Origin of the sequence: Dyadobacter koreensis (assembly GCF_900108855.1) — a bacterium.
Classification (GTDB): domain Bacteria; phylum Bacteroidota; class Bacteroidia; order Cytophagales; family Spirosomataceae; genus Dyadobacter; species Dyadobacter koreensis.
In genome coordinates this window covers 281,533-307,342 of sequence record NZ_FNXY01000002.1, presented here as the reverse complement: position 1 = coordinate 307,342, position 25,810 = coordinate 281,533, and the positions used below count along the sequence as shown (strand labels likewise).

At 40.8% G+C, this 25,810-nt stretch carries 20 protein-coding genes; 7 read left to right on the top strand and 13 right to left on the bottom strand.

Going from position 1 to position 25,810, the window contains the following annotated elements:
• Positions 1–57 precede the first annotated feature (57 nt).
• On the bottom strand, positions 58–1,347 hold the full coding sequence (locus BMY70_RS05830; protein ID WP_090333259.1) for an aminopeptidase P family protein: 1,290 nt from the start codon (positions 1,345–1,347) through the stop codon (positions 58–60).
• A 170-nt stretch (positions 1,348–1,517) separates the two neighbouring features.
• Between BMY70_RS05830 and BMY70_RS05825 the strand changes: the two genes are divergently transcribed.
• Positions 1,518–3,044 carry a S8 family serine peptidase gene (locus BMY70_RS05825; RefSeq protein ID WP_090333256.1) on the top strand — a complete coding sequence of 509 codons (1,527 nt, stop codon included), beginning with the start codon at positions 1,518–1,520 and terminating at the stop codon, positions 3,042–3,044.
• Between the two features lie 120 nt (positions 3,045–3,164).
• Here BMY70_RS05825 and BMY70_RS05820 read toward each other — a convergent pair whose 3' ends face one another.
• Positions 3,165–4,781: a Na+/H+ antiporter gene (locus tag BMY70_RS05820; RefSeq protein ID WP_090333254.1), complete on the bottom strand. Its 1,617-nt coding sequence runs from the start codon at positions 4,779–4,781 to the stop codon at positions 3,165–3,167.
• 294 nt (positions 4,782–5,075) lie between these two features.
• Between BMY70_RS05820 and BMY70_RS05815 the strand changes: the two genes are divergently transcribed.
• The 4 genes from BMY70_RS05815 (at position 5,076) to BMY70_RS05800 (ending at position 9,188) form a co-directional block, all read left to right on the top strand.
• Complete coding sequence (locus tag BMY70_RS05815; protein WP_090334746.1) at positions 5,076–6,347, top strand: Gfo/Idh/MocA family protein; 1,272 nt, start codon at positions 5,076–5,078, stop codon at positions 6,345–6,347.
• A 6-nt stretch (positions 6,348–6,353) separates the two neighbouring features.
• Positions 6,354–7,298: a sugar phosphate isomerase/epimerase family protein gene (locus BMY70_RS05810; protein ID WP_090333251.1), complete on the top strand. Its 945-nt coding sequence runs from the start codon at positions 6,354–6,356 to the stop codon at positions 7,296–7,298.
• Between the two features lie 180 nt (positions 7,299–7,478).
• A complete protein-coding gene (locus BMY70_RS05805; protein WP_090333249.1) occupies positions 7,479–8,114 on the top strand; it encodes a response regulator transcription factor in 636 nt (211 codons plus the stop codon).
• Between the two features lie 462 nt (positions 8,115–8,576).
• Positions 8,577–9,188 carry a response regulator transcription factor gene (locus BMY70_RS05800; protein ID WP_090333246.1) on the top strand — a complete coding sequence of 204 codons (612 nt, stop codon included), beginning with the start codon at positions 8,577–8,579 and terminating at the stop codon, positions 9,186–9,188.
• A 106-nt stretch (positions 9,189–9,294) separates the two neighbouring features.
• On the opposite strand, the gene BMY70_RS05795 is transcribed toward BMY70_RS05800, so the two are convergent.
• The 9 genes from BMY70_RS05795 to BMY70_RS05755 form a co-directional block, all read right to left on the bottom strand.
• The gene (locus tag BMY70_RS05795) at positions 9,295–9,912 is read right to left on the bottom strand and encodes a hypothetical protein (RefSeq protein ID WP_090333244.1); all 618 of its coding nucleotides are present in this window, start codon (positions 9,910–9,912) and stop codon (positions 9,295–9,297) included.
• A gap of 37 nt (positions 9,913–9,949) precedes the next feature.
• Positions 9,950–11,203, bottom strand: a complete 1,254-nt coding sequence (locus BMY70_RS05790; protein WP_090333241.1) for an efflux RND transporter periplasmic adaptor subunit — start codon at positions 11,201–11,203, stop codon at positions 9,950–9,952.
• Positions 11,204–11,211: 8 nt separating this feature from the next.
• Positions 11,212–15,549 (bottom strand): CusA/CzcA family heavy metal efflux RND transporter, encoded by a 4,338-nt coding sequence (locus tag BMY70_RS05785; protein WP_090333238.1) that lies wholly within the window; start codon positions 15,547–15,549, stop codon positions 11,212–11,214.
• A 96-nt stretch (positions 15,550–15,645) separates the two neighbouring features.
• A complete protein-coding gene (locus BMY70_RS05780) occupies positions 15,646–15,966 on the bottom strand; it encodes a DUF6660 family protein (protein WP_090333235.1) in 321 nt (106 codons plus the stop codon).
• Positions 15,967–16,012: 46 nt separating this feature from the next.
• The gene (locus BMY70_RS05775) at positions 16,013–17,590 is read right to left on the bottom strand and encodes a glycoside hydrolase (protein WP_090333232.1); all 1,578 of its coding nucleotides are present in this window, start codon (positions 17,588–17,590) and stop codon (positions 16,013–16,015) included.
• A gap of 21 nt (positions 17,591–17,611) precedes the next feature.
• On the bottom strand, positions 17,612–18,784 hold the full coding sequence (locus BMY70_RS05770; RefSeq protein WP_090333230.1) for a glutathionylspermidine synthase family protein: 1,173 nt from the start codon (positions 18,782–18,784) through the stop codon (positions 17,612–17,614).
• A gap of 43 nt (positions 18,785–18,827) precedes the next feature.
• A complete protein-coding gene (locus tag BMY70_RS05765) occupies positions 18,828–19,439 on the bottom strand; it encodes a Cj0371 family chemotaxis-regulating polar lipoprotein (protein ID WP_090333227.1) in 612 nt (203 codons plus the stop codon).
• Between the two features lie 221 nt (positions 19,440–19,660).
• Positions 19,661–20,926, bottom strand: coding sequence for an aminotransferase class V-fold PLP-dependent enzyme (locus BMY70_RS05760; protein WP_374754692.1), 1,266 nt, complete (start codon positions 20,924–20,926; stop codon positions 19,661–19,663).
• Between the two features lie 128 nt (positions 20,927–21,054).
• The gene (locus BMY70_RS05755) at positions 21,055–21,801 is read right to left on the bottom strand and encodes a M23 family metallopeptidase (protein WP_090334745.1); all 747 of its coding nucleotides are present in this window, start codon (positions 21,799–21,801) and stop codon (positions 21,055–21,057) included.
• A 155-nt stretch (positions 21,802–21,956) separates the two neighbouring features.
• Between BMY70_RS05755 and BMY70_RS05750 the strand changes: the two genes are divergently transcribed.
• Positions 21,957–22,928, top strand: coding sequence for an aldo/keto reductase (locus BMY70_RS05750; RefSeq protein ID WP_090333221.1), 972 nt, complete (start codon positions 21,957–21,959; stop codon positions 22,926–22,928).
• Between the two features lie 89 nt (positions 22,929–23,017).
• On the opposite strand, the gene BMY70_RS05745 is transcribed toward BMY70_RS05750, so the two are convergent.
• Positions 23,018–23,914: an alpha/beta hydrolase gene (locus tag BMY70_RS05745; RefSeq protein WP_090333218.1), complete on the bottom strand. Its 897-nt coding sequence runs from the start codon at positions 23,912–23,914 to the stop codon at positions 23,018–23,020.
• A gap of 426 nt (positions 23,915–24,340) precedes the next feature.
• Here BMY70_RS05745 and BMY70_RS05740 point away from each other — a divergent pair, with 426 nt between their 5' ends.
• Positions 24,341–24,652, top strand: coding sequence for an isoamylase early set domain-containing protein (locus tag BMY70_RS05740; protein ID WP_090333216.1), 312 nt, complete (start codon positions 24,341–24,343; stop codon positions 24,650–24,652).
• A 104-nt stretch (positions 24,653–24,756) separates the two neighbouring features.
• On the opposite strand, the gene BMY70_RS05735 is transcribed toward BMY70_RS05740, so the two are convergent.
• The gene (locus BMY70_RS05735) at positions 24,757–25,677 is read right to left on the bottom strand and encodes a hydroxypyruvate isomerase family protein (protein WP_090333213.1); all 921 of its coding nucleotides are present in this window, start codon (positions 25,675–25,677) and stop codon (positions 24,757–24,759) included.
• Positions 25,678–25,810 lie beyond the last annotated feature (133 nt).

The window sequence follows — 25,810 nt, the reverse complement described above, 5'->3', positions numbered from 1 at the left end:
GAAAAGCTGGAAGCTTCTGAAATCTCCCGGCTTTCCATTATTTCAAATGCAATATTCCTAAGAATTCATCAACTCTTCAATTTCTTCCGCCTCAATCGGAATATGGGCCATTAGGTCAATGTTGCCGTCAGCTGTGATCAGAATATTATTTTCAAGTCGTATACCCAAGCCTTCTTCTTTGATATAAATTCCTGGCTCACAAGTAAATACCATACCAGGTTCAAACCGGCGATATTTATTTCCTACATCATGGATATCAAGTCCCAGGAAATGGGAATTACCATGCGGGAAATATTTTTTATAAGCCGGCCATTCAGGATCTTGTTTTTCTATATCATGTTTCGTGATCAAACCCAGAACGATCAACTCGCTTTCCATAATCCTGCCAACTTCCACGTGATATTCATCCCAAAGCCCGCCCGTTACGAGCATATCCTTTGACGCTTTGAAAACACGTAAAACGGCGTCATAAACATCGCGCTGACGTTTTGTAAAACGACCATTCACAGGAATACTTCTCGAAAGATCCGAACCATAATTTGCATACTCGGCAGCAACGTCCAAAAGAATCACATCGCCATCTTTACATGGTTTGTCATTTTGTATATAATGCAAGACACAAGCATTCGCGCCGGAAGCTATAATGGGCTGATAGGCAAACCCTTTTGAACGGTTCCGTACAAATTCATGAAGCAATTCTGCTTCAATCTCAAATTCCTCTACGCCTGGTTTCACAAATTTCAGTAATCTCTCGAAACCCAGTTTCGTAATATCACAGGCCTTTTGCATCAAAGCAATTTCCTGAGGCTGTTTTATTGCGCGCAGCTGGTGCATCAACGGCGCCAAGCGAACCAGCTGATGTAAAGGATATTTTTCTTTAAATTCGTGAACAAAACGTGCATCGCGTGTCACGACCGATGAATCGTTTCGGGTATGTTCGTTAGCATTCAGATATACATTTTCAGCTTCATAAACGATATTCCTGAAAACAGTTTCATATTGATGTGTCCAGAAAACCGTCTTAATTCCTGAAACTTCGCGGGCTTGTTCTTTGGTTAATTTTTCACCTTCCCAAACCGCGATCAATTCATTAGTCTCGCGGACAAACAAAACTTCTCTGAATTTTTCGTCGGGATGTTGTGGAAAAACAAGCAAAATTGTCTCCTCCTGATCGACTCCGGTAAGATAAAAAAGATCCGTATTTTGACGAAAACCCATAGAACCGTCTGCATTAGTCGGCATAATATCATTGGAATTTAAAATGGCCAATGATTTTGGTTTGAGCAAACCGGAAAGCCTGCGACGGTTTTCTATAAACAGGTTTTTATCTATGGACGAATAACGCATAAATTCTAAATTTTTGTAACTGGTAATTTAATTTGTAAAATTACGTTTTACTTCTTAATTTAAATAGTACAAAAAGTAAAGTCCTGCATCCGCGATCTTTATAGAATATACCTTAAAGATTCGGTTACATATTCCCCGTTAGACAGCAACCTAATTAAGATAAAAAGTACATGAAGAGATTATTTTTACTGGCGTTTTTATGTATCCCAGCTCTGCTTTCTGCGCAGCCAAAATACTGGATCTATCTGAAAGACAAAAACTTATCCAACGCTCCTGCAGTTTCGCAGACTACCCTTGAAAACCGGCAGAAATTTGGCAATCCTTATTCTGATGAAACGGATCTTCCTGTTCGCGAAGAGTATCAAAAAGAGTTAAAGGAAAACGCAGTCAATATTGTTAACCGGTCAAAATGGCTTAATGCAGTTTCTGCGTTTTTAACTTATGATCAGGCTGAAAAAGTACGCCAATTAGGTTTTGTCAGGGAGGTCATTCCGATGACATCCGGTTTTTACATCGCCCAAACGCAGCCTGTCGAAAAAGCGCAAATGGCTCAGGTGATGTCGCAAGTTCAGGCTAATGCTTTTCAAAAAGCTGGAATTAATGGAAAAGATGTTACGATTGGAGTCATTGACGCCGGTTTTTATGGCGCTGACTCTTCACTTGCCCTGCAGCATATTTTTAAAAATAAAAGAATTTTAGGTATCCATGATTATGTAAAACCTGGAAGATCGGGCGAATTGCTTTTCAGTACTGCCGAGTCATTTTCAGATATGCATGGAACGGAAGTGCTTTCCGCAATTTCCGGAATTGATAACCAGGATCAGATGCAATATGGACTTGCGCTGAACTCTAAATTTTATTTGGCCCGTACAGATTACTCCTTACGTGAATGGCGCGGCGAAGAAGATAACTGGATCGCCGCAATCGAATGGATGGACAGCCTGGGTGTGCGCTTAATTAATACGTCGCTGGGTTATGCGAAAGGTTTTTCTGACCCGAAGGAAAATTACAAGCCGTCCCAAATGGATGGAAAAACAAGCGCGATTACCCGTGCAGCGCAGATCGCATCAGACAAAAAAGGGATGATGATCGTGGTTTCTGCCGGAAATGAAGGCGAGGATAAAAGCTGGGAAATTATTTCGGCTCCTGCAGATGCACAAGGCGTTTTGTCCATTGGCGCAACCAATGCGAAACTTTGGAACCGGATCGGTTACAGCAGCGTAGGCCCTGAATTTTTACCTTATGTTAAACCTAATGTTTCCTGCTACTCCTTGTATGGTACATCACTGTCTGCGCCCGTAATTACTGGATTTGCTGCATGTTTGATGCAGGCAAATCCTAAGTTAACAAACAAAGAATTGATTGATCTGATAGAAAAGTCTGCTCATCTCTATCCTTATGGGAATAATTTTGTGGGTTATGGCGTACCGCTGGCATCACGTGCACTGGCGCTGGCAAAAGCCCCTTACCTGCCAAATCAATCAAAACTTATAACTGCAAAAGGAAGAAATTGTGAGGTAGACGTAACGACGGATGAAAGTCTGGTTGCTATTTATCGCAAGAAGAATAATAAGGACGTTATGTCGCAGCAGACTGCAAAGGTTCAAAATGGAAAAATTTCGTTAAGACGTCAGAATGGAGAACATTTCACGACGATCGATCTGAAAGATTATGCAGTGGAAGTGCAGTGGAATTAGATTTTAGCGTATAGCTTTAAGCCGTTAGCTGTCCCGAAATAAGATTGATTCTGGGAGTCTTTTTATCTTTGAAGGCAAACAAAAAACTCGTTCGATTCTTTTTCGAACGAGTTTTTTGTTTCATGGTGAATCCCGGAGACGTGCTTCTTCAAAATCAAGCTCTCGCTCTCGTGCTTTTAATATTTCGTCAGAATAAATTCTTTCCCTTCGTAATTTTTGAAGTTCATCTCTTTTAATTGAGACAATCTCGACCAGCATCTTTCGGTATTTTGGTAGAAAATCTGCAATTGCGTTCTTATTATCCTTCTCGACCAAGCGGTTATTTGCATTGTCGATCATCCGCTCATAGCGTTCTTTCAACCGGCTGAATGCATCGATCATTTGAACTTCTTCGCCATAAGACGCCTGCATATGACTCAAACTTGCCGTTGCCAAACGTAACCGGACAGCAATTTCCTGCTCTTCTTCATTCCCGCCATCATCTGTGATATTCAACCATTTGATGAGATATGGAAGGCTCAATCCTTGTAATACCAGAGTGAAAAGAATTACGACAAATGTGATAAAAAGAATCAGGTTACGCTGAGGAAAAGCTACGGTACTGTTAGTCAGTGTCAAGGGAACAGCCAGACCCGACGCAAGCGAAACCACACCCCGCATGCCACTCCACGCCACGATAAAGACAGGCTGCCAGGACGGTCTTTCTTCTTTTTCACGAATTCTCGAACTTAAAATTCTCGGAAGATAAGTACTTGGAAACACCCATATTATCCGGATAAGTATGGTAACGATGCTTATCACTACCGAATAAAACACGGCTTCTCCGATTGAGTTTTGTCCTAGTCCGTCAATGATATCCGGAAGTTGTAATCCGATCATTATGAAGACAATGCCGTTTAACAAAAAGACGACAGTTTCCCAGACATATTGAGATTGCATCCGGGAATTGTATGAGAAAATTTCATTTGAACGATAGCTTAAAAATAATCCTCCACTCACCGTTGCCAGGACCCCGGAAAAATGAAAATGTTCTGCACCGATATACATCAGATAGGGAGCAATAAAAGTCAATGCTGTGTCAATGCTCGATGTGGTCGGAAAAAATTTATGCACGTAATATAAAACGTGTGCGATCGCCAATCCGATGATAATACCCATGATTGCCACAACAAAAAAGTCGACACCTGCTTTCCAGAACACAAATTGACCCGTCATTAAAGTTGCCAGCGCAACCCGGAAAACAATCAGTGATGAAGCATCATTGACAAGACTTTCGCCTTCCAGAATGGTAACAACCCGCCTTGGAATTTTCAGTCCCTGAAGAACTGACGTAGCAGCAACTGCGTCCGGGGGAGAAATAATTCCACCCAGTACAAAACCCATCGCAAGCGTAAAATCCGGAATCATTGCATTAGACAAATAAGCTACGGCAGTCGCGGTAAAAACAACCAGACCGATTGACAGGAGACCTATTGATCGTTTAAAAAACCAGAAGTCTTTCCAGGATGTGTTCCAGGCAGCGAAATATAATAGCGGCGGCAGGAATAAAAGGAAAACCCAATCCGGTTCCAGTGAAATGTGAGGAATTCCCGGAATAAAACTAATCAACAGTCCGGCAATTACCAGAAAAATAGGATAAGAGATCCGCAGCTTTTCACTCAGCATGGTAAGCATGGATACCCCGAATAAAAGTGAAATGACGATTAGTAAATTATCTTGTACAGTATCCTGAGCCATAAGCCAAAGGGACGTTTTTATTAAAAATCTGACGTATTAAATAAGTAAGGATCATGTAATATTACGCAATTTAACGCGTTTTAAGACGATTTTCTCTGATACTAAATTTGTAAACCAGGGAACAGCACTGACGATTTTTGAAATTAATTAGCAAAACAATTGACAGATTTATTTAACTTTAAACCTTTGCATAGAATAGTATTAGAAGTGTCATTGCTTCAGGATTTTATGTAAAATTATTATCAAACCTAATCCCTTATAAACATGAATGCCTCTCGTAGAGATGTTTTAAAAATGGCTGGCGTAGCATTAGCAGGCAGCGCTTTGCCGACAATTACAATTCTTAATCCTAACAAAGCTTTCGCAGGCGGAATTAATGCTGACACTTTAAAAGTTGGCTTGATCGGGTGTGGCGGACGCGGATCAGGAGCTGCCAACCAGGCACTTAAAGCTGATTCAAATGTTGTGTTACATGCAATGGGCGATATATTCCCGGACAAACTTCAATCTTCACTTGAAAACCTGACGAAAGTACACGGTTCAAAAGTTAAGGTTGACGACGGGCATAAATTCGTAGGCTTTGACGCCTATAAAAAAGTTTTGGAATCGGGTGTTGATGTAGTTATTCTTGCAACACCTCCACATTTCCGCCCTGAACACTTAACAGCTGCTGTTAACGCCGGAAAGCACGTTTTCTGCGAAAAACCGGTCGCGGTTGACGCACCTGGTGTACGCAAGGTTTTGGACGCCGCCAAACTGGCAAAACAGAAAAATCTTTCTTTGATGTCAGGTTTCTGCTGGAGATATCATGAACCAAAACGCGCGAGTTTCGGAAAGATACTCGACGGCGCGGTTGGCGATATTTCTGCAATATATAATACATACGATACTGGTACACTTTGGTCTTTCCCACGCGTTCAGGGGTGGACGGATGCACAATATGTTTTGCGTAACTGGACTTACTATACCTGGCTTGCGGGTGACCATATCGTGGAACAAGCCGTTCACAGTATTGACATGATGTCATGGGCAATGGGTGGGAAATTACCAATTTCTGCAACCGGAACAGGTGGTCGCCAAGTAAGAACTGAGGAACTTTTTGGTAATATTTTCGACCATTTCGCAGTAACCTATGAATATGAAAACGGCGTAAAAGGTTTCCACCATTCAAGACAGCAGGCAAACTGTGAAAACAGTTATCTTGTTGAAACAATCGGAACAAAAGGAAGAGCGATGGTAAACTGTGCACGTAACGTTCACGAAATTTACGGTCAGAATCCATGGAAATATGAAGGAAAACAAAACGACATGTACCAAACAGAACATGACGAATTGTTTGCATCGATCCGTAAAGGAACTCCGCTAAACGATGGCGAATTTATGGCGCAAAGTACGCTTTTGGCCATCATGGGAAGAATGGCTGCTTACACAGGAAAGCGGGTAACGTGGGAAGAAGCAATGAATTCAACTGAAAAACTGGGACCTCAAAGTTCAGCTGATTTCAGCTTTGATATGAAACCTCCGGTTGTTGAAGTTGCCAGACCTGGTATCACGTCATTCTCATAATCTTTTATGCAGAGAAGAGAATTTTTAAAAAATACTGCATTTGCAACCGCGGCAACTACGGGTGCTGTCATAGGAATCAGTTCGATAACAGATACCGCAGCTGCTCCAATCGTCAGTAACTTTCCAAATCAGGCTGTAAATCCGGCCAGACCCATGATTAAGAAAAGCTTAAAATGGGGTATGGTAAAGGAAAATTTGTCTGTCATGGACAAATTTAAAATGCTGAAAGATATCGGTTACGACGGTGTTGAGCTGGATTCTCCGGATAATCTTGATATGAAAGAAGTTCTGGCGGCTCGGGATAAAACAGGACTCGAACTTCCGGGTACTGTTAATTCGATGCACTGGAAATTACCGTTGTCAGATCCGGATCCGAAAAAACGTGAAGAGTGTGTCAAATCAATTGAAAAGGCACTCTGGGATACAAAACAATATGGCGGAACCACGGTTCTGGTCGTTCCTGGCGTCGTTAATGCAACGGTTTCTTATGCTGAGGCTTATGAACGTTCCCGTGCAGAATTAACAAAATTGCTGCCGATCGCAGAAAAAACGGGGGTAAAGATTGCACTCGAAAATGTCTGGAATCAGTTTTTGATCAGTCCTATCGAAGCAGCAAAATATGTTGACGACTTCAAACATCCAATGATCGGCTGGTATTTTGATGTAGGTAATGTGCTTCGTTATGGCTGGCCAGTTTCCTGGATTGAAGTTCTGGATAAAAGAATTTTGAAATTAGATCTGAAAGAATTCAGTTTTAAAAAACAGAATGACCTGGGTCTTTGGAAAGGGTTCGACGTAGAATTTTTTGACGGAGATTGCAACTGGCCGGAAGTAAATAAAGCTTTGCAGAAAGTTGGTTATTCCGGCTGGGCATCTGCGGAAGTTTCAGGCGGCGATCGCAAGAGATTGCAAACGATTAAAGATTTTATGGACAAAATTTTCGTTGCATAATTTTCTTTATCCAATAAAAAAAAACTAAAACCCTTGGAAGCTAATTCCCAGGGTTTTAGTTTTTTTATACAAGAAAGTCTATACTAAACCGTCACTTAACGGACGGTTTTTGTAGATACATTTCGATCAGCTCAATGTTCATAAATAATTAGATTTGTGAATATTAAGCACACACTCTTCATGAACATACTAATTATTGAAGACCACCCTTTGATAAGGCTGGGACTGAAACAGCTGATCGCCGAGTCTGATCCGAAAGCGACCATTTCACAAGCCGGCAATTTTCCTTCCGGCCTCTCACTGCTGGACGTTGAAAAATTTGACCTGCTGATTCTTGATATTGATATTCCCGGTGGAGAAAATATTCGGATGATGGAAACTGTCAGAAAACGTCAACAGGAAATATTGATCCTCATTCATTCAGGATATGACGAAGATGTATATGCGCTTCCATATATGCAGGCTGGTGCCGATGGATTTCTTTCGAAATCGTCTTCGCACGACGAATTTCAGGCGGCTTATAAAGCCCTGATAAACCGGGGTAAATACGTCAGTTATCACATACAGCAAACACTTCTTAATGACCTTGGAGATTCTACGTCGAAAAAGCTTCAAAATCCTATTACGACTTTATCGCCCAGGGAAATGCTCGTGATGCAGCTTTTGACCGAGGGGAAATGGACAAAGGAAATTGCATTGATATTGAAAGTGAAAGAAAATACCGTCAGTACGTATAAACGAAGAATTTTTGACAAGCTTGAAGTGACAGATGAGATCGAGTTATCGAAAAAAGTCTCGCTGCTGAAAAATTTTTAACAACTGAAATCGAAAAAAATAATGATATGATTAAATTATCTCGATAATTAATCGTTGATTCCGATCGAGATATATCTACGTGATTGATCCAGTATCTCGACAAATGCTTTCAAAAATGTCCGTTAGATTTGATAGGAAAATTGAATATCACAAACGCACACGACAGAACTATGAAAGAAAATATTATCAAAGCAATTTTGCCCCCCGGACTATAAAGTCAAATACTAACTTCTCAACGCTTCAATAACTTCATTATTCCTTCATTTTGTCAATCCAACGAAAGTCTTCCGGATTTTCGGACCGAATGTTTTTTTATTACCTGATCAAACTTTGAAAGTCGAGAGCATCGGTTTTCATACCGAAAAATCTCTCCAAAAACCATTTAACGGAAGATCGCCGGATCGTTCCATCGAATAATTATGCCCCGCAGCGCAAATTATCATCAACTTATAACTAAATGACATGACACGAGTATTGCTTTTAATTAAAAATGACTTTTTCCGTCTGGGAATAACGGCCTCAATTCTGGAAAATGTTAGTGACGCATCAATCGCAGAAACTGACAGCTGGGAAAACCTTCAGGCTGCACTAAAAAAATCTTATTTTGACATTCTGGTACTGGATATCAAACTTTCAAATCTTTCAAATTTGAATAGTTTCGATAGTATCAGGCGGATACAGCCGAATATTAAAATTCTTATTCTGGGAGAAGAAAATGAAAAAGTCTGGGCGATTCCATACCTGAAAAAAGGAGTTGACGGGATTTGTCTGAAGACGGTGACAAAATTTGAATTTCAATCAGCACTTAGTACCATAATCAAGGGGAAAAAATACATTTTCGACAGAATAGCTGACTTTTTACTGGAAGGATTAATGGATCAAAACCTGATGACGTTGCTGTCTACCAGAGAATCTGAAATTCTGCAATTTCTTCTTAAAGGGTCCCGCACTGCTGAAATCGCGAAGGAGCTCAAACTGGCCCCTTCTACAATCAGTACGATGAAATTTAAAATTTACCGAAAAATGCAGGTTAAAAATGTCGTCGATCTGGTGAACAAAGTAGAGTCCTACTAGTCCAGGGTTTGAGAACCATTGTGTTTCGTTTACTTTTATTACCGCTGTTTTTAGATGAAGTTGCCTCAGGATTCGAGACAACTTCATTTGATTTCCAAATACTGCTTTAATGGACAAAAAACGTAACAATCCCGACAAGAATAAGGATAATGCCTGTGATGCGTTTCTCATTGTGTTCGATAAAATCGGTATCTACAAGATGAATCCCTTTATAGGCCAGCATAATCAGACTTACGATTCCGGCAATGCTGGTGATCGCATAAACCACGGCGAGCAGCAAAACATTTTTCACGCCGAAAGCACCTGCTGAGAGAAACAGGCTTTCGACTTCAAGACACGGCGATAAAAACATCATCATGACAAAAATAAAAATCCATCTCGTTTTCGATTTTTCATAATTTTTCACGTCCTCCTGAGCTCCATGATGATGATGCGGAAGATTGACGGAAAAATAAATTAACCCGAAAATAATCAGGAGTACCGGTGCGATAATGTCTACAAATGCACTGTACTGATTGGCGATCCGTGTTCCAATAATTCCCAGAACTATGCCAAGCGCGACGGTTCCTGCAACGTGTGCCAACGCGATAATAAACCCAACACTTAACAAATCGGTTTTTTCCCATTTTTCAGCCTTCGCCACAGCGACTAATGGCAGCCAGTGGTTGGGAATCAGCGCGTGCACTAACCCAAGCAATATCGTAGCGGTGATGATACTATACATAATTTTCTATCTCGATTAAGCAATCCCTGGAATTTTCTTAATGTTCATGTCCGCCGCTGCCTTCACTTTTCAGCAAGTGACTTTGAATATAATAGGAGCCTTTCAAAACGATCTTGGCGTCCTCTGCTAATTTTTGAAGGGGTGTCACCTGAATGTATCCCAACTGCGCTGTTCCTGATTTCACTTCAATACGCTGAAAATGATATAGCTTTTTTTCACTTTCCGCCTCCTTATTTTCAATATCTTTCTCACTCACATTATGAATTTCTTCCAGAATAAAAATGAATTCTCTTCCATCTGCCTTAACAACAGCATCAACAGGTAAAGCGTTTACCCGGTTTTTACCAATGTCGATCAGCGCATTTACGTACATACCCGGAATAAGAATTTGTTTGTCATTTAATATGTCTGCATGAACGGCGACAGATTTCGTCTCATTTTCAAATGCCTTTCCAACACTGAAAATCTTTCCCTGTATCTCTGAATTATCCTGATTGGTCAGAACAAAGCGAACTGTCTGATCAGGTTTTACCTTTTGCAGGTCCTTTTCATAAACAAGCAAATCAACGTGCATTTTGCTGTTATCCACGATACTAAAAAGAGGATTTCCGGGTTGGACGTTACTGCCGATCTTGATATTTACTTCTGTGATATAACCTGAAATCGGAGCGGTAACAGCAACTGTTGACGAAATACTTGCCGTGCCCGAACTTGCCAAATGAAGCATATTTAATTGTTTTTTAAGCGAATTAAGTTTTACCTTTTCGGTTTCGAAATCGGCTTTAACTTTTTGAAAAGATTTTCTCGCGTTCACATTTTCTTCAGACAACGTTTTTTGTCTTTCAAACTCAGCTGCCAGGAATTCCATATTACTTTCAGCAGTTAGATATGCCTCCTGAAGCTTCGGAAATTCCGGACTTTCAAGCGTCGCAATGGTCTCTCCTGCTCTTACGTGCTGACCTTCGATGACTTTAATGGTTTTAATAATTCCGGGCATAAAAACAGAAACATCAGCCTGGTTTTGCGGTGGAAGTTTGGTGTAACCATTTGCATTAATCACTTCGCTCAGATTTTTTTGCTCAAAAGTCCCCAGAACAATAGCCGATGCGTCATACTGAGCGCTATTCAGCTCGACCTCCTTATTCTCAGCTTCTTTGTGTTCTCCTTTTTCGTCAGCATGCTCGTGCTGATCACCATGCTCCTTAGATTCTTCGGAAGTTTTTTTGCAGGAAGCAACACTTGCAAAAAATACCAACAGCAGACATCCGTATATTTTCGATCTAAATCTCATCTCTTTAATTATTGATTTAATAAGTACTGTAACCCGGCATACGCCTGGTTAAAATCTGCAATTGCCCGTAGATAATTCGTTTCAATATCCAATGCCGTTTGGTTTGCCTGAAGATATTCCACGTACGAAATTTCTCCGCTTGCATATCCTTTTGCAGCATTTAGCGAAATCGTTTGAGCGTTCGGAAGGGCAGATGTTTTGTAATAGTCAATCAATGACTGATAGGTAAAAAGCTGTGTCAGTTGCTGCTGATACTGACTTTGCAATTGTGTTTGCATGTAATCAACATTTTTTTGCTGCAATTGAATATTGGTTTCCGCGGCCTGAATTCTGGATTTATAATTTTTAGCAAAAACAGGAATCGAAATTCCAGCCCTGAATCCCTGAAAGCGCGGCACGCCGTTGTAATTTATATTCTGGCCGCTTACATCCTGATTTCCAGTCAGCGACTGAACAAAATATCCGGCAGTAAAATCAGGAAGCAGCATCGCCCTTTCCAGATTTTTGCCCGATTTCGCTATTTCTATTTGTTGGGCCGCATGCAAAAAAGCAGGATTTTGTTTAATTAATGTGCTGTCTAAAAGTTGGCTTATTGGCTGAGAATCGAAGATGGTATCACTGACAAAAAAATCAGAATTCAGGTTCAGCAGCACCCGGATTTTTGATTTTTCTACGGTGATTAAACTTCCATTTTGTTTGATCCGTTGCAGAATCTCCTGTTCACGGGTTACAGCGGTCGTTTTTTCCAGCAGATTTGTCTCGCCTGTCTGAAATCTCAGAGAGGCCGCTTTCACAAATTGGGCCAACAGCGCTCGTTGTTTGTTCAACGATTGATTCATTTTGTTTAAATAAATAATCGTATTCCAGTTCTGACGAATCAGATAAATAATTTCTCTTTTCGACTGTTCAAGTTTAAGCTGGCTTCCTTTGAGATTGTTGACTAAAACATCTTTTCTTGCGCCGTAAAGAAACGGATTGAATGTCTGAGAAATATCGTAGTTCTGATCGAAAGCCTTTGTATTATACTGCCCGAACATTCCTTCTATATTTGTCTTCGGAATATCAAATGCGGTTCCGGTAAGTTGCGACTGCATTTTTATTTCCAATTCTCCTGCGGATAAAAGTTGGTTGTTTTTTAATCCCAGATCAATCGCCTGTTGCAGATTCAATGTGTTTGAATTCTGGGCATTGACAGTTAACGTCAGCAGCAAAAGAAGCGCCGTTGTTATACCGTGTTTGCTCAGCTTTATATTTTTTTCAAAATACCAGTACAAAATCGGAAGTACTATCAATGTCAAAAATGTTGCGCTGACAAGGCCTCCGATTACAACCGTCGCGAGTGGTTTTTGAACTTCCGCACCTGCACTTGTACTCAATGCCATGGGTAAAAAACCCAATGACGCAACAGCAGCTGTCATGATCACGGGGCGTAAACGAACGCGTGTTCCCAATTTAATACGTTCCATCAAATCTGTTTTCCCTTCGATTTTCAGTTGATTGAAATAACCGATCAGTACAATTCCATTCAATACGGCTACACCGAACAAGGCAATAAATCCGACTCCGGCCGAAATACTGAATGGCATATTCCGAATCCACAACGCGAAAACGCCACCAATGGCAGAAAAAGGAATGGCTGAAAAAATCAGAAGAGATTGTCTGACTGAGCGGAATGTAAAATATAACAGCACAAAAATCAGAAGCAACGCTACCGGAACCGCCACTGCCAATCTTTGATTCGCTTTTACAAGATTTTCAAACTGTCCGCCATACGTTACATAGTAGCCGGGTGGAAGTTTTAATCTTGCATCTAGTTTCTTTTCAATTTCATCAATAACCGTTTTCACGTCCTTGTTTCTGACATTAAAGCCAACCACAATCCTACGCTTTCCGTCTTCCCGGCTGATCTGCATGGGACCAGGTTCGTAGTTGATATCGGCAACCTGTTCCAGAGGAATCTGGCTTCCGGACGGTAACGAAACAAAAAGCGTTTTCAGGCTGGAAATATCCTGTCGGTGCTCAATTGCCAGGCGAACAACCATATCGAAACGTTTTTCTCCCTCATATACCACGCCTGCCTTTTCACCGGCAAAACCAGTTCTTATCACTTTATTAAGATCTCCAACATTCAATCCATACAATGCGAGTTTGTCCTTATTATATCGGACTGTAATTTGCGGCAATCCCGAAACCCGTTCTGCTTTGGCTCCTGTTACACCTTCTACTTCCTGAATTAATTGCAAAACATCATCGCCCGCACTGACAAGTCTGTCGATATCTTCTCCAAAAATCTTGATCGCAACATCACTTCGAATGCCCGTCATCAATTCGTTAAAACGCATCTGGATTGGCTGGGAAAATTCTGTTGTAGCTCCGGGAATTGTTTCCAGTGCCTCTTCCATTTTACCCATCAGTTCTTCTTTGGTTTTTGCCGAAGTCCACTCACTTTTTTCCTTCAGAATAATAATCATATCACTGGCTTCCATTGGCATCGGATCCGTCGGAATCTCCGCGCTCCCAATTTTAGTCACAATCATTTTCACCTCCGGAAATTTGGTTTTGAGAATTTGCTCAGCCTTGGTAGTTGCCTCGATTTCCTGGGAAAGTGAGCTCCCGGAAGCGATAATCAGGTGCGTAGCGATATCGCCCTCATCCAAAGTCGGAATGAATTCACCGCCCAGAGAATTGAAGATAAATATAGCGATGACTAAAAAAACGACTGAGACAGAGACAACAATCCCTTTCATTTTAAGTGCCCCCATCAAAACAGGCTGGTAAATATTTTGAAGCACATTCATGATCTTATCGCTAATATTGATCTTGTGGCCGGTCTGCTTTTTCAAAACCAGCGCACTCATCATTGGAATATACGTCAGCGATAATATGAAGGCACCAAGAATAGCAAAGGATACCGTCTGCGCCATCGGGCCAAACATTTTCCCTTCAATTCCGACAAGTGCAAGGATAGGCAAATAGACAATCAGGATAATGATTTCCCCGAAAGCCGCGCTGCTCCGGATTTTCGCCGAAGCTTCGTACACTTCCTCATCCATTTGTGCAGCAGTAAGTTTGCCCCGAGTACTGGTTTGCAAACGATGAATGATTGATTCAACAATAATTACAGCGCCGTCAACTATCAACCCAAAGTCAATTGCTCCCAATGACATAAGATTTCCTGAGACGCCGAATAAATGCATCATACTGACGGCAAATAATAAAGATAACGGGATTACGGAAGCGACAACAAGCCCTGCACGAAGGTTTCCAATTAACAAAATCAGAACAAAAATCACGATCAACGCGCCTTCCAGAAGATTTCGTTCCACTGTTCCGATAGCTCGATTTACCAGTTTCGTTCGATCAACGAAGGGTTCAATAGTAACACCTTTGGGTAACGATTTTTTTATCTGCTCCATTTTTGCCTTCACTCTGTATACCACTTCGGCGCTATTTTCTCCCTTCAACATCATCACCATTCCGCTCACTTCCTCTCCTTTTCCATCTTTGGTGACGGCGCCGTAACGGATACTGCTGCCAATCTGAACCGTCGCCACGTCGCGGATAAGAATCGGGATTTCATTTTTTGTTTTAACAACAATCTTATTAATCGCGTCGATACCGTTGACCATACCAATGCCACGAATGAAATAGGCGTACGGTTTTTTGTCAATATAGGCGCCGCCTGTATTCTCATTGTTGAGCTCCAAAGCATCCAGTATTTCCGCGATGGTCGTGTTCATCGCCTTCAACTTATCTGGTTCAATGGCGATTTCGTATTGTTTGAGGCTGCCACCCAGCGTATTTACCTCTGCAACTCCAGGAGTGCCGATCAGCTGCGGACGAATAATCCAGTCCTGAATTGTTCTTAAATCAGTGGCAGAATATTCCTTTTCATATCCTTTTTCAGGAAAAACTACGTATTGGTAAATTTCGCCAAGGCCCGTACTGATCGGAGCAAGTTCAGGATTTCCCAGACCTTTCGGCATTGCTTCCTCAGCTTCTTTGAGTCTCTCCGAAATTTGCGCCCTGGCCCAATAGATATCCACTTTTTCTTCAAAAACGACGGTAACAACGCTTAACCCAAAACGGCTGATTGAACGTAATTCAACGATTTTAGGAATTGGTTTTACGGCAAGTTCGATTGGATAAGTAATAAATTGTTCGACCTCCTGCGTCGCCAGAGTAGGCGACGTGGTAATTATCTGTACCTGATTATTGGTAATATCAGGTAACGCATCAATAGGAAGCTGGCTGAGCGAATAGCTGCCAACCCCTATCAGTGCCAACATAAACAAGCCGATGATAAACTTGTTATGTATACTGAAATGAATGATTTTATCTAACATGGAAATTTAATTGCCAAATAACGAATAAGGCAAAGTCTTGGTAATAAGCCCAAACAGGCTTGATACCTCAAACTTCAACCAAAAAATGAGACGTTATTAGGCAATTTTCGGCGGCTGCCAAATTGTAAAAGATACTTCCGGACGATCTGAAATTTTGTAACCCGGATATTTTAAAGAAGCAAAAACTACTTTCTGAGTATTAACGATTGCAGCTGAATACTGGAAAACGGTCGATGCCGCACAGCAGCTGCACGTACAAAAGGGAGTGCAGGCTTCGGTCGTATGCGCATGATCTTTATGCTCCGAAGCTGCCGAAATTTCAAGTTCAGCCTGATCATTACATTCCCTGACGTCGCCACACGGAAAGCATGACAATGTCAGAATGTAAAGACTTAATATGAGCTTGAATATTTTCATTGGGGCAAAGATACGCAAGAGCATTAAATAAACTAACGCCCAGATGTTATTCAACTACCATAGTCGTAACCGACCTGGCAGGCAAGATAATTGTATCTTTTAACTTCTGATCAGGATAAAGTTTGAGATTATCATTCTCAAACTCACTGGTTACATATCTTTTCACTTTACCAGCTTTCCCTGGATTTTTCAAGTCAAGTTTTACGGCTTTTTGAACAGTGGAATAATTTATAGCAACCACAACCACTTTACCTTTATGATCTGTGTAAGCAGATAACATCACATCCTGAGCTGCTTGTAAGTCAGTCAGTTTATCGCTGCGATCAACGATAATACGCTGCATTCCGGGACGGATAAACCGACTAAAATTTCCAAATGACCACAAACCTTTTGTTTGAAAATAGTCTCCGTCAGTATGTTTTTCATTTGGCTTTAAAGCAATAAGAAAATAACGCGTATCAAAATCAGGACTGCCTGGTTCGTAGGAATTCCATAATTGCCAGGCAGATGCGTTGCCTACAACCAGATCATGATGAATCACTTTGGCTAAAAATAACGCACAATCGATCGCTGAGCGCTTTCCTTTTGTTCCTTCCCGAAAACCGTCCGCCAGCATGGAATATTCCGTCTGCCAGAATTTCACATTATACTTTTGCGCAGTATCTGCAACACTTTTCCTGATTTTCACCATGCTGCTATCTCCGTTTTCCGTGAAATAACTATGTCCTCCAATAAAGTCAGACATGTGTGTTAAGTTTCTGACTTCAAGCTTACTATCCTTTCCAAAAAAGTTTTGAATCTGGCGGTTAGCCAGCCCTGATCCCGCATATAAATAGTTGAGCATACCTGCTTCTACCAGCATAATTTTCGATGTCAGTTTTTGAGAAGTCAGGGCGCTGTCGAGTGCATTGGTTACCCTATAAATTTCCTCATTTCTCCACGGAGTTCCCTCTTGGCTTGCCTGTCCAGGTTTATTTGACCAATCCCATTGTGGTTCGTTAACCGGACTTATATAATTAAAATGCAAATCTTCGGCATCAAAATGTTTAATCACATCAGCAAGGAAGCCTGCATAAGCACCATATTTGTCTGCTTTCAAATTGGATTTGTAATCCTTTTCTGTCTTAAACCCATAGCCGTTTTGCGTGAAATGAACCGGAGGAGTATTAGAAAATGCGATCAGATTTTCTACGCCGTAGGATTTTGCTTTTTTTACAAACCAGATATATCCCGCCTGCTTGTTCCAGTCATACGTTCCATCCGCATTCTGGAAACTTTCAACCCGTTTTCTGAAATCTTTAATACCGCTGCTATCGCCCTGCTCAGCGGTTCCGCCACCTATATTAAAACGCCAGGCAGATAAGCCGATACCTTTGGGATTTCCACTTTTATCGAAAGATTTACTAAAAAGCCATTCTGCGATTTGTTCTTTTTTTTGTTCCGGCCAATATTTGCCGATTCCCTCGGAAAACCAGCAACCCGCCGCACCAAAATTTTCGATAACCTGGGCCTTATTTTGACCATCAATTGTGAAAACAATAGGTTTTGCAGTTTGAGCAAATGAGGTCAAAAAAGTGCTGTATGTACAAAAAACGAAAGCAATAGCTTTAATAGAAATCTTCATAAAAGTTGAGTCAGTATCAAGTTATTCAACAATATGTCCGACAAACTGTGCCGTATTATCAAGGATTTTTCCACCCCGGCGAAAACCTAATCCACAAGGTTCCCCTGCGTAAAATACACCGGCCTGATATGAAAACCCGTCAGCGTCCGTGGGGAATTCCACATATTCCTGATATATTTTTTTCTGTTCTTCGTAATCGCCATCCACTTTTTCCAGCACTTCTCCACCCTTTTCGAGGATCGAAACATTTGCACCTTCTCTTCCGAACAACACCTTGCTCACCGACTTTTTATGCGTGATCGGATGACGTTCCGTTTGAAGCAGAAGCGGATGATAGGGATACAGATCCCACAAAATTTTTAAAATATATTTCGACTGAAACAGTAAAGTGTAGGCCGGATTTAAGACAACTGCCTTACGATTTTTTACGATATCGGTTAATGTGGCAGCCAAATCTGGCTCTTCGCCACCAATGTATTCCCAGGGAACAAGTTTAAACCAGAAATCAAAACGGATAAAATCTCCGTTACCCGACGGATCTTGTTTAAAAATACCTTCCTGAGAAAATTCAACTTCGTCAACATATGCAAAGTCTGCATCAAAACCAGCTTCTTTTGCCGCTTCTGAAAGAATGTTGACATTGGTATCATCTTCCGGATAGCCACGCATGGTTGAAAACAATATTGAAGCAGTCATATCACTATTGACAAGCTTTATATACTGAAACTGCTTCACAAGAGTTTCATAAAGTGTATTGAACTGCTGCGAATCGTCTTCATTGTTCGTTTTCAAATGCGCCCATTGAACAACGGCAGTTTCCGGTAAACAAGTGGCAGTATCTGCGTTGAATTCAATCAATTTGACAGGTTGCCCGTCAAAACCGCCCGCCAGATCAAAACGTCCGTAAAGATGAACATTCCGGTCTTCCTCCCAGGATAATTTTATAAGTTCAATCAGATTTTCAGAAATCCCCATCTCCTTGAATAGCTGATTATCAATCGCATACTGACCCGCTTCGATAAACATATCATACAATGTAGCCGCTGCTTCATATAAAGATGTGGCGCTTTCTTCATCGACCACAACGACGTCTTTAACCAGATAAGGCGTGGTATCGGTCCCCAGCATCCAATTCCAGCCAAGTTTTTGCAGCCCGCTTTCCGGGCTTTGCGGTAAGGATTTTAATTTTATCATAATAATTTAAATTAAGTTGAATCAGAAAATAAACGTTCTGATCTCAACCTCCGCTTCTTCCTGAGGAACGGCCAAAAAATCCACTTCTTCCGCCTGCCGGACGAGACGAGACCGTCCTTGTCGTACGGGAAGAATTTACATCCTGCACTGCACTTTGTGACTTGCTAAAAGTACTCGGACTGCTGTAAACATTACCTCTGTTTGGGTTCTGATCACGGTAATTATTTATATACCCAAAGCCTGAATTACGACCGAGCATATAACCCATCCCACCATATAAAAGCATACTGGAAAGCCCGCTGTGGTGGCCCACATAAGATTGATTATTTTGAATATCTTTATCAATCAGTGCTTTCGCAGCAGTTGTACTGAGTGAATCCGTATGCCCGTCAAGGTATGTGACTATGGCCAAAGATTTATCCGCCGCGACACTCTCCTCATCAGTAATTTTGAATTCGCCCGGTTTCACTTCCTTAATATGAGACCGGATTCCTTTGGAATAAGTTGTTTCCTCGTAGCTATAATCTGACTCGTCCTCATTTGAAGAACAGCCAGTTATCATGGAAGTTCCTGATAAAATAGCCAGAGTCAAGGCGCTGCTAAGTGTAATATCTTTGGCCCTTTTTATGAAAGAACCCTTTCGTTGTTGTGTCATAATATCTTAAAATTGGTCCCTTTAAAGAATATTTCAAATGTAATGGTTTGCTTAACAGTACTGAAAGCAATTTGGTCAAACGGTTATAAACACTAATTTTCAAATCATTTAGGCCCGAATTACTGGGATAAATGGTTAACCTTGATTATTATAACAAAAAAATACAGCAAAAGCACCAAAGTGTCCCTACTGTATTTCAATTTTACTTCAAATATTTTAACTCAGGCCTTTTTCGAAATCTTCTCCAGAGCGCCAACTAATTTATCTAAATCACTGATCTTGGTATAAACGTGTGGCGTAACGCGCACACAATGTACACCTTCATAACTTACAGGCGTAGTATGGATTTTAAAGTCATTAAAAAATTTGCTATCAAGTTCTCCGGGTTTTAGACCGTCAACACTAACGCCGGCAATTGCACAGGAATATTCCGGTTTTAAAGACGTATGGATTTTAACACCCGGTATTTGCTGTGCTTTTTCTGCCCAGTATTTTTTTAAATAGTGAATACGTTCCTGTTTGCGTTTCGTACCGATTCCCTCCTGAAAATTTATCGCCTCACCAATGGCCTGTTCGATACAAAAACTTCGTGTTCCCAAAGTTTCAAATTTCCGAATGTCGGCACTTGTCGGTTCATGATTACAAACCAAGGGCCATATTTTCGCAATTTTATCTTTTTTAACCCACATCATTCCGCTTCCAACCGGAGCACTCAGAAATTTGTGAAGACTTGTGCCAAAATAATCGCATTCCAGATCTGATATTTTAAAGTCAATCAATCCAAATGAGTGCGCCCCATCCACGATTACCTCAATTCCTTTTTTATGCGCCATCTGGCTGATTTTTTTCACCGGCATAATTTGACCCACCCAGTTGACGACGTGTGTTACATGGATAATTTTCGTTTGCGGTGTTATTGCATCCTCGTAAGCTTTAACGATTTGGGCGTCGTTTTCAATTGGAAAATCGAAGGACAATTGTTTATAAACAATTCCATCCCGCAACTGACGCTGACGCCAGGCGTTCATCATGTTTGGATAATCATATTTCATACCGATCACCTCATCGCCTTTTTGCAAAGGCAAGCCAAAAATAACAGTATTCAGAGCTTCGGTGGCATTTCGGTTTATAGCAATTTCTTCCGGGTCGCAGCCTCCCATGGCAGCCAAACGCTGGCGCAACGGCTCACGTCCTTTATCCATAATCCGCCACATATAATATGAAGGGCCTTGTGCTGCCTGTCTGTTATATTTTTCCAAAGCTTCCTGAACGACAAGCGGAGATGGCGAAACACCGCCATTATTCAAAATGATGACATCGCTTTTACTGGCAGTGTACGCCTCCTGGATCGTGGCCCAGTAATCATCATTTGTCTCACTGCCCGGATCCCAGAATCTTTCAGCATTCTGAAAATCAGCGGCATGTAGTTCATTAAAAAGGCTGTTGATACCAAATGCGCCCAAGCCAAGGGCAGCACTTTTTTTCATAAAAGACCGGCGGTTGTTCATAATAACGGAGATTAGGAAGTAGTAAAAATGGAGTGAATATGAATTATTAAATAGAATTTAACTCTGATTCGTTACTCAGCCACCTTTTCCTCAATCTCTTCGCGGGGCTATTGCTTTATTATAGAATTCATCAGCCAGTCGTAGGTATCGCCTGGTTCTGGCAAGGCATCTTTATTTAGTTTCAAAAACATCAGGTGCAGATGCGTAGGAGAACGTTTCTTGAAAGCGTTATATCCGCTGCGGCCCATTTCGGAAATTTTATCTCCGGCATTCACCCATTGTCCCGGCTCAACAAAAACAACGTTGTTGTGCGCGTAATAAAACAATCCGTCAAGACAGGGATCATAAATCCATATCCAGTTGCCACCTCTCAAATCACTGTCATATTTCCAGTCTTTTTCTGCCGCAACCACAATTCCTGATGTAAACGCGAGCACATCAATCGGCTTCCAGGTTCTGTCGTCTATATTATCCTGATTTCTGTCAAAAACAAAAAGGTCGTGTGCCGGGTGACTACCCCTCACATCCATATCAAAAAGATCAAAACCCTCAGCCCGGTAGCCCATCCCTCGTCCGCCAATCGATTTTTGAGGCGTATATCCTTTGATAGGAAAAACAAAATAAGTCGAATCACCCATGCGGCAAGTATCTCCGTTATGAAAAGTCGCACGGATATTTCTCATATTTTCCTGCCACGCTCTTGCCGCTGAATCCGGTGTGATCACACAATCTCTGATATCTTCCTGGATCTGCCGGAAAGTGCTGGAATACATCAGCATATTATTTTCCGGAATGGTCTGCGTATTCCATCCTGCCATCCCCACAATCAGCAGTAAGCCAATTATTCTTTTCATTGAACTCTCAAACAGTTTTCTTCCGCTAAACGACATTTTATTTCTAACAAACCCAAGCATCTTCCTAAATATAATAAATTGCAGCAAATGTATTTCAATAGCATTAAAAATGTGCTATTAATTCCTTTAAAGTAAAACAACTAAATATAAACAAGATGCAATATCGCCGTTTTGGACGTAGTGGCTGGCAGATCAGCGAGATAGGTTATGGCATGTGGGGTTTAGCAGGCTGGACAGGCTCCGATCGAAAAGAAATCGAGGACTCGCTTGACCTGGCCGTAGCGTCAGGATGTAATTTTTTTGACACTGCATGGGCATATGCCGATGGCGTCAGTGAAACTATTCTGGGAGATCTTATCCGTCGGAATCCGGATAAGAAGTTATATGCGGCAACAAAAATCCCACCAAAAAATCGTCAATGGCCTTCAAAACCAACCTCGTCATTAAAAGAGGTTTTTCCTGCTGATTACATTATTGAATACGCAGAGAAAAGTTTAAAAAATCTGGGTGTTGAACAAATTGATCTGCTTCAATTCCACGTTTGGGAAGATGCCTGGGCGCAAGAAGATGAGTGGAAAGAAGCGATTCAGAAACTTACGAAGGACGGTAAAGTGGAACGCTGGGGATTAAGTATTAATCGCTGGGAGCCAAACAATGCCTTGAAAACATTGGAGACCGGCTTGATCGATGCTGTTCAGGTGATCTACAATATTTTTGATCAGGCTCCGGAAGATCAATTATTTCCACTTTGTAAAAAAATGGATATCGGCGTTATCTCCCGCGTACCTTTGGACGAAGGAACCTTATCCGGAAATCTTACCAAAGAAACCACTTTCCCGGCAGACGACTGGCGTTCAACATATTTCGTTCCTGAAAACCTGAACGCAAGTGTTGATCATGCAGAAGCACTTCGTCCGTTTGTTCCTGAAAACATGACGATGCCAGAACTGGCACTTCGTTTTATTCTGGAAAATCCGGATGTACATACGACAATTCCCGGTATGCGTAAACTTGCTCACGTAAAATCCAACATCGCAACCAGCGACGGCGTAAGGCTTGCTGATTCTTTAAAAGAAACGCTAAAACAACACCGCTGGGACCGCGAACCAACGGAATGGTCGCAGTAGTTTATTTAGAATTATATGATTTGTTTGAATCCCTTGCAGCTTTGTGGTTGTGAGGGATTTTTGCAAGTTGTTTTTTTTCGATTATATCCTCATTTTGACAATATGGTATCTAGCAAAAATTTTATATTACTTATCACTGCTCTTGGATCATCACGGTGAATAAAATGGCCACTTTGCGAAAGATAAATTAAAGATCCTCCTTTACTTGATGCGTAAATAAACTTCCTCCATCTTTCGATAGTCACACGGGTTCTTTCCATAAAAAATGCTTCCTGATCAAAATCTTTGCTTCTTCTATCCAAGGGTACTTCAAACTTACCGCCCATAAAAAAGTAGATGGGAACTTGGGGTATAGGGAGTGAATTTATTTCTAAAAAATCAGTACGTCTTAGCTCACCTAGTATCTGACTCTCACTCCAACTACCATAATGTAGAGAATCAATTTTTGAAGTGACGTAAAGGCGATCATAAATCATTTCTTCGATTTTCTTTTCTGGAACTCCGATCGTCTGAAAGATCTCATTCCATGTTATTTTCGTTTCCGTGAAATCAGCAGGATCAATAAATACCAGTCCTGCAATATCGTTTGGATAAAGTCCGGAATATGCTCTGGTATACAATCCCCCCATCGAATGACCAATAAGTATATATGGAGGCTGAATATTTAATGTAGTAAGAATACATTTCAAGTTTTCAGAAACTTTTCCTATCGCCGGCAGCTTATAATCTTTACCAGATTTCCCAACATTCGCTCTTTCATAAGCAAAAACAGGGACTTCTTTTGATAATTCATCAATTACTAAGTCCCAAGTATCAAGCCCAACTCCCATACCATTCTCGAAGATCAGTGCAGGAACATTATTTTTCCTATTCTCAAATCCTTTGGTATAAACGTTAAAATCAATGCCGTTTACTTTCACCACTTTTTCTTGTGAAAAGCTTTTTATGGAAATGAAAAAGCATATGAAGAATATTGGCAACTTCATTTGATAAAATGTCTCAGGCTATAAAGATTAAACTCGATTGTGTATATATCTATTGTCAAATAACCATAAATTTAAAACCATGCTTTTTCGCCATTTTGGAAATTAAAGTACTCAACATGTCTATTTATACTCCAATGTATCAAGCTATGGAAAAATATTCTTATTAAGCATGGAATAAATCAATTATTTCCCAAACCTTTCACAACCAAGATTGCACTTTTCTCATCTAAGCAAATACGAGCGGAACACTTTGTTTTTTTATTTGATTTTTAGTAAAATGCTTTATAAAATTGCACCAGAAGCCATTTTTTGAATATTTTCATATAACTATTCAAAGACAAACGAAATTTATTCTGCTGATATTCATCAATTTGTATAATTTTTGATTGTATATTTGTCCCATCAACTTAAAAAACACTACATAATATGGCGATTACAAAACAGTATTTGAAAAGCAAGCCCGTTGTAAAAGTTACGTTTACCTTGCCAGCTGAAGCCGTTGAAAAAACAGAAAAAGTTTCACTTGTCGGTGAATTTAACGGATGGAACCCAGAAGAAGCAGTAGCGTTGAAAAAGCAAAAAGACGGTTCTTTTAAAGGAAGTCTTGACCTGGTTCCTGGTAAAGAATACCAATTCCGTTACCTTTTAGATAACGAGAAATGGGAAAATGATTGGGAAGCTGATAAGTATGTATCTGCTGGTGTAGATGCAGAAGAAAATTCAGTAGTAGTTCTTTAATAGCTTTTAGCTGTTATCTGTTGCAAAATGGCCAGTGGAGTTATCTACTGGCCATTTTTTGTTTTTTAAGCTATAAGCTAATCTCTTGACCGGCTGCTAGCAGTTTAAAAATTATCGCTTTCAACATAAGCTTTAATCAAAGCTTCTTCTCCTTCTTTTCCTTTTTTGGAGTTTCCGTGTTCCATCCCCATAATGAAACTCTTGTTTTCACTTTTGCTGCGATCGTAAATGTATTTGAATACATTTTTATAGTTTATTTCTCCGGTCGTTGGCTCATTTCTTCCAGGCTCGTCTCCTATCTGGAAATAATCAATCTCACTCCATGTTGCTTCGATGTTGTGGATAATCCGTCCTTCGTTTTTCTGCATGTGATAAATATCATACAGAATTTTGCAGGATTTGCTGTTTACGCCACGACAAATTTCATATGTCTGATCGGAAGTGCGCAGGAACAAATTAGGTGTATCACTCAACGGCTCCAATACCATTACCAATCCATGTGGTTCCAGAATTTCTGCACCTCTGCGAAGCGCATCGATTACGTGCCCTGTTTGTACACCGATTGGCAATTTACGTTCAAAATCACCAGGCACGACAGTCATCCACTTCGCATTCACACGTTTTGCAGTTTCCACCGCTTTTTTGCAGCCATTCAGGAAAATATCGATATATTCTTTTTTTCCCGCAGCCAATGTATTCGCTCCATTACCTCCCTTATCTACAACAAAAACGCCCATTTCCATGCCCAGACGAGTCATTTCTTTGGCAATTCTTTCCTGTTCTTCTACCGGGCGCCCCATCATTCCATTATCTTCCAGAGCCATAAATCCCTGATCTGCCATAAATTTCAGCTGATCAATCACATCTTTTCCGGCACTGTTCTGGAACATGCCGAAGTGGGAAGCATATTTAAGTTTGAATTTATTCTTTGCCATTGGTGATGTTGAGAAAGCGTTGGCTTCTCCTGCCACAAGTGCAGCGCCAGCTAACCCAAGTGATGATTTAACAAAGTTTCTGCGGAGCATGATTTAATTTTTGTGTTATGGTTTTAGGGAATAAAGAAAACCGGATGTGTTTTATACCGATTGAAATTTCAATTATAAGAAGGTTTCACGCAAAGAGGAAAGAAAAAGGCAAAGAACGCAAAGTTTTACTCTC

Bases quoted from the DNA above. Each gene is read 5' to 3' on its own strand.
- BMY70_RS05820 (WP_090333254.1), bottom strand. From the start codon at position 4,781: ATGGCTCAGGATACTGTACAAGATAATTTACTAATCGTCATTTCACTT.
- BMY70_RS05795 (WP_090333244.1), bottom strand. From the start codon at position 9,912: ATGTATAGTATCATCACCGCTACGATATTGCTTGGGTTAGTGCACGCG.
- BMY70_RS05770 (WP_090333230.1), bottom strand. From the start codon at position 18,784: ATGATAAAATTAAAATCCTTACCGCAAAGCCCGGAAAGCGGGCTGCAA.
- BMY70_RS05775 (WP_090333232.1), bottom strand. From the start codon at position 17,590: ATGAAGATTTCTATTAAAGCTATTGCTTTCGTTTTTTGTACATACAGC.
- BMY70_RS05735 (WP_090333213.1), bottom strand. From the start codon at position 25,677: ATGCTCCGCAGAAACTTTGTTAAATCATCACTTGGGTTAGCTGGCGCT.
- BMY70_RS05755 (WP_090334745.1), bottom strand. From the start codon at position 21,801: ATGAAAAGAATAATTGGCTTACTGCTGATTGTGGGGATGGCAGGATGG.
- BMY70_RS05750 (WP_090333221.1), top strand. From the start codon at position 21,957: ATGCAATATCGCCGTTTTGGACGTAGTGGCTGGCAGATCAGCGAGATA.
- BMY70_RS05760 (WP_374754692.1), bottom strand. From the start codon at position 20,926: ATGAAAAAAAGTGCTGCCCTTGGCTTGGGCGCATTTGGTATCAACAGC.
- BMY70_RS05825 (WP_090333256.1), top strand. From the start codon at position 1,518: ATGAAGAGATTATTTTTACTGGCGTTTTTATGTATCCCAGCTCTGCTT.
- BMY70_RS05740 (WP_090333216.1), top strand. From the start codon at position 24,341: ATGGCGATTACAAAACAGTATTTGAAAAGCAAGCCCGTTGTAAAAGTT.
- BMY70_RS05815 (WP_090334746.1), top strand. From the start codon at position 5,076: ATGGCTGGCGTAGCATTAGCAGGCAGCGCTTTGCCGACAATTACAATT.
- BMY70_RS05785 (WP_090333238.1), bottom strand. From the start codon at position 15,549: ATGTTAGATAAAATCATTCATTTCAGTATACATAACAAGTTTATCATC.
- BMY70_RS05800 (WP_090333246.1), top strand. From the start codon at position 8,577: ATGACACGAGTATTGCTTTTAATTAAAAATGACTTTTTCCGTCTGGGA.
- BMY70_RS05830 (WP_090333259.1), bottom strand. From the start codon at position 1,347: ATGCGTTATTCGTCCATAGATAAAAACCTGTTTATAGAAAACCGTCGC.
- BMY70_RS05805 (WP_090333249.1), top strand. From the start codon at position 7,479: ATGAACATACTAATTATTGAAGACCACCCTTTGATAAGGCTGGGACTG.
- BMY70_RS05745 (WP_090333218.1), bottom strand. From the start codon at position 23,914: ATGAAGTTGCCAATATTCTTCATATGCTTTTTCATTTCCATAAAAAGC.
- BMY70_RS05780 (WP_090333235.1), bottom strand. From the start codon at position 15,966: ATGAAAATATTCAAGCTCATATTAAGTCTTTACATTCTGACATTGTCA.
- BMY70_RS05765 (WP_090333227.1), bottom strand. From the start codon at position 19,439: ATGACACAACAACGAAAGGGTTCTTTCATAAAAAGGGCCAAAGATATT.
- BMY70_RS05790 (WP_090333241.1), bottom strand. From the start codon at position 11,203: ATGAGATTTAGATCGAAAATATACGGATGTCTGCTGTTGGTATTTTTT.
- BMY70_RS05810 (WP_090333251.1), top strand. From the start codon at position 6,354: ATGCAGAGAAGAGAATTTTTAAAAAATACTGCATTTGCAACCGCGGCA.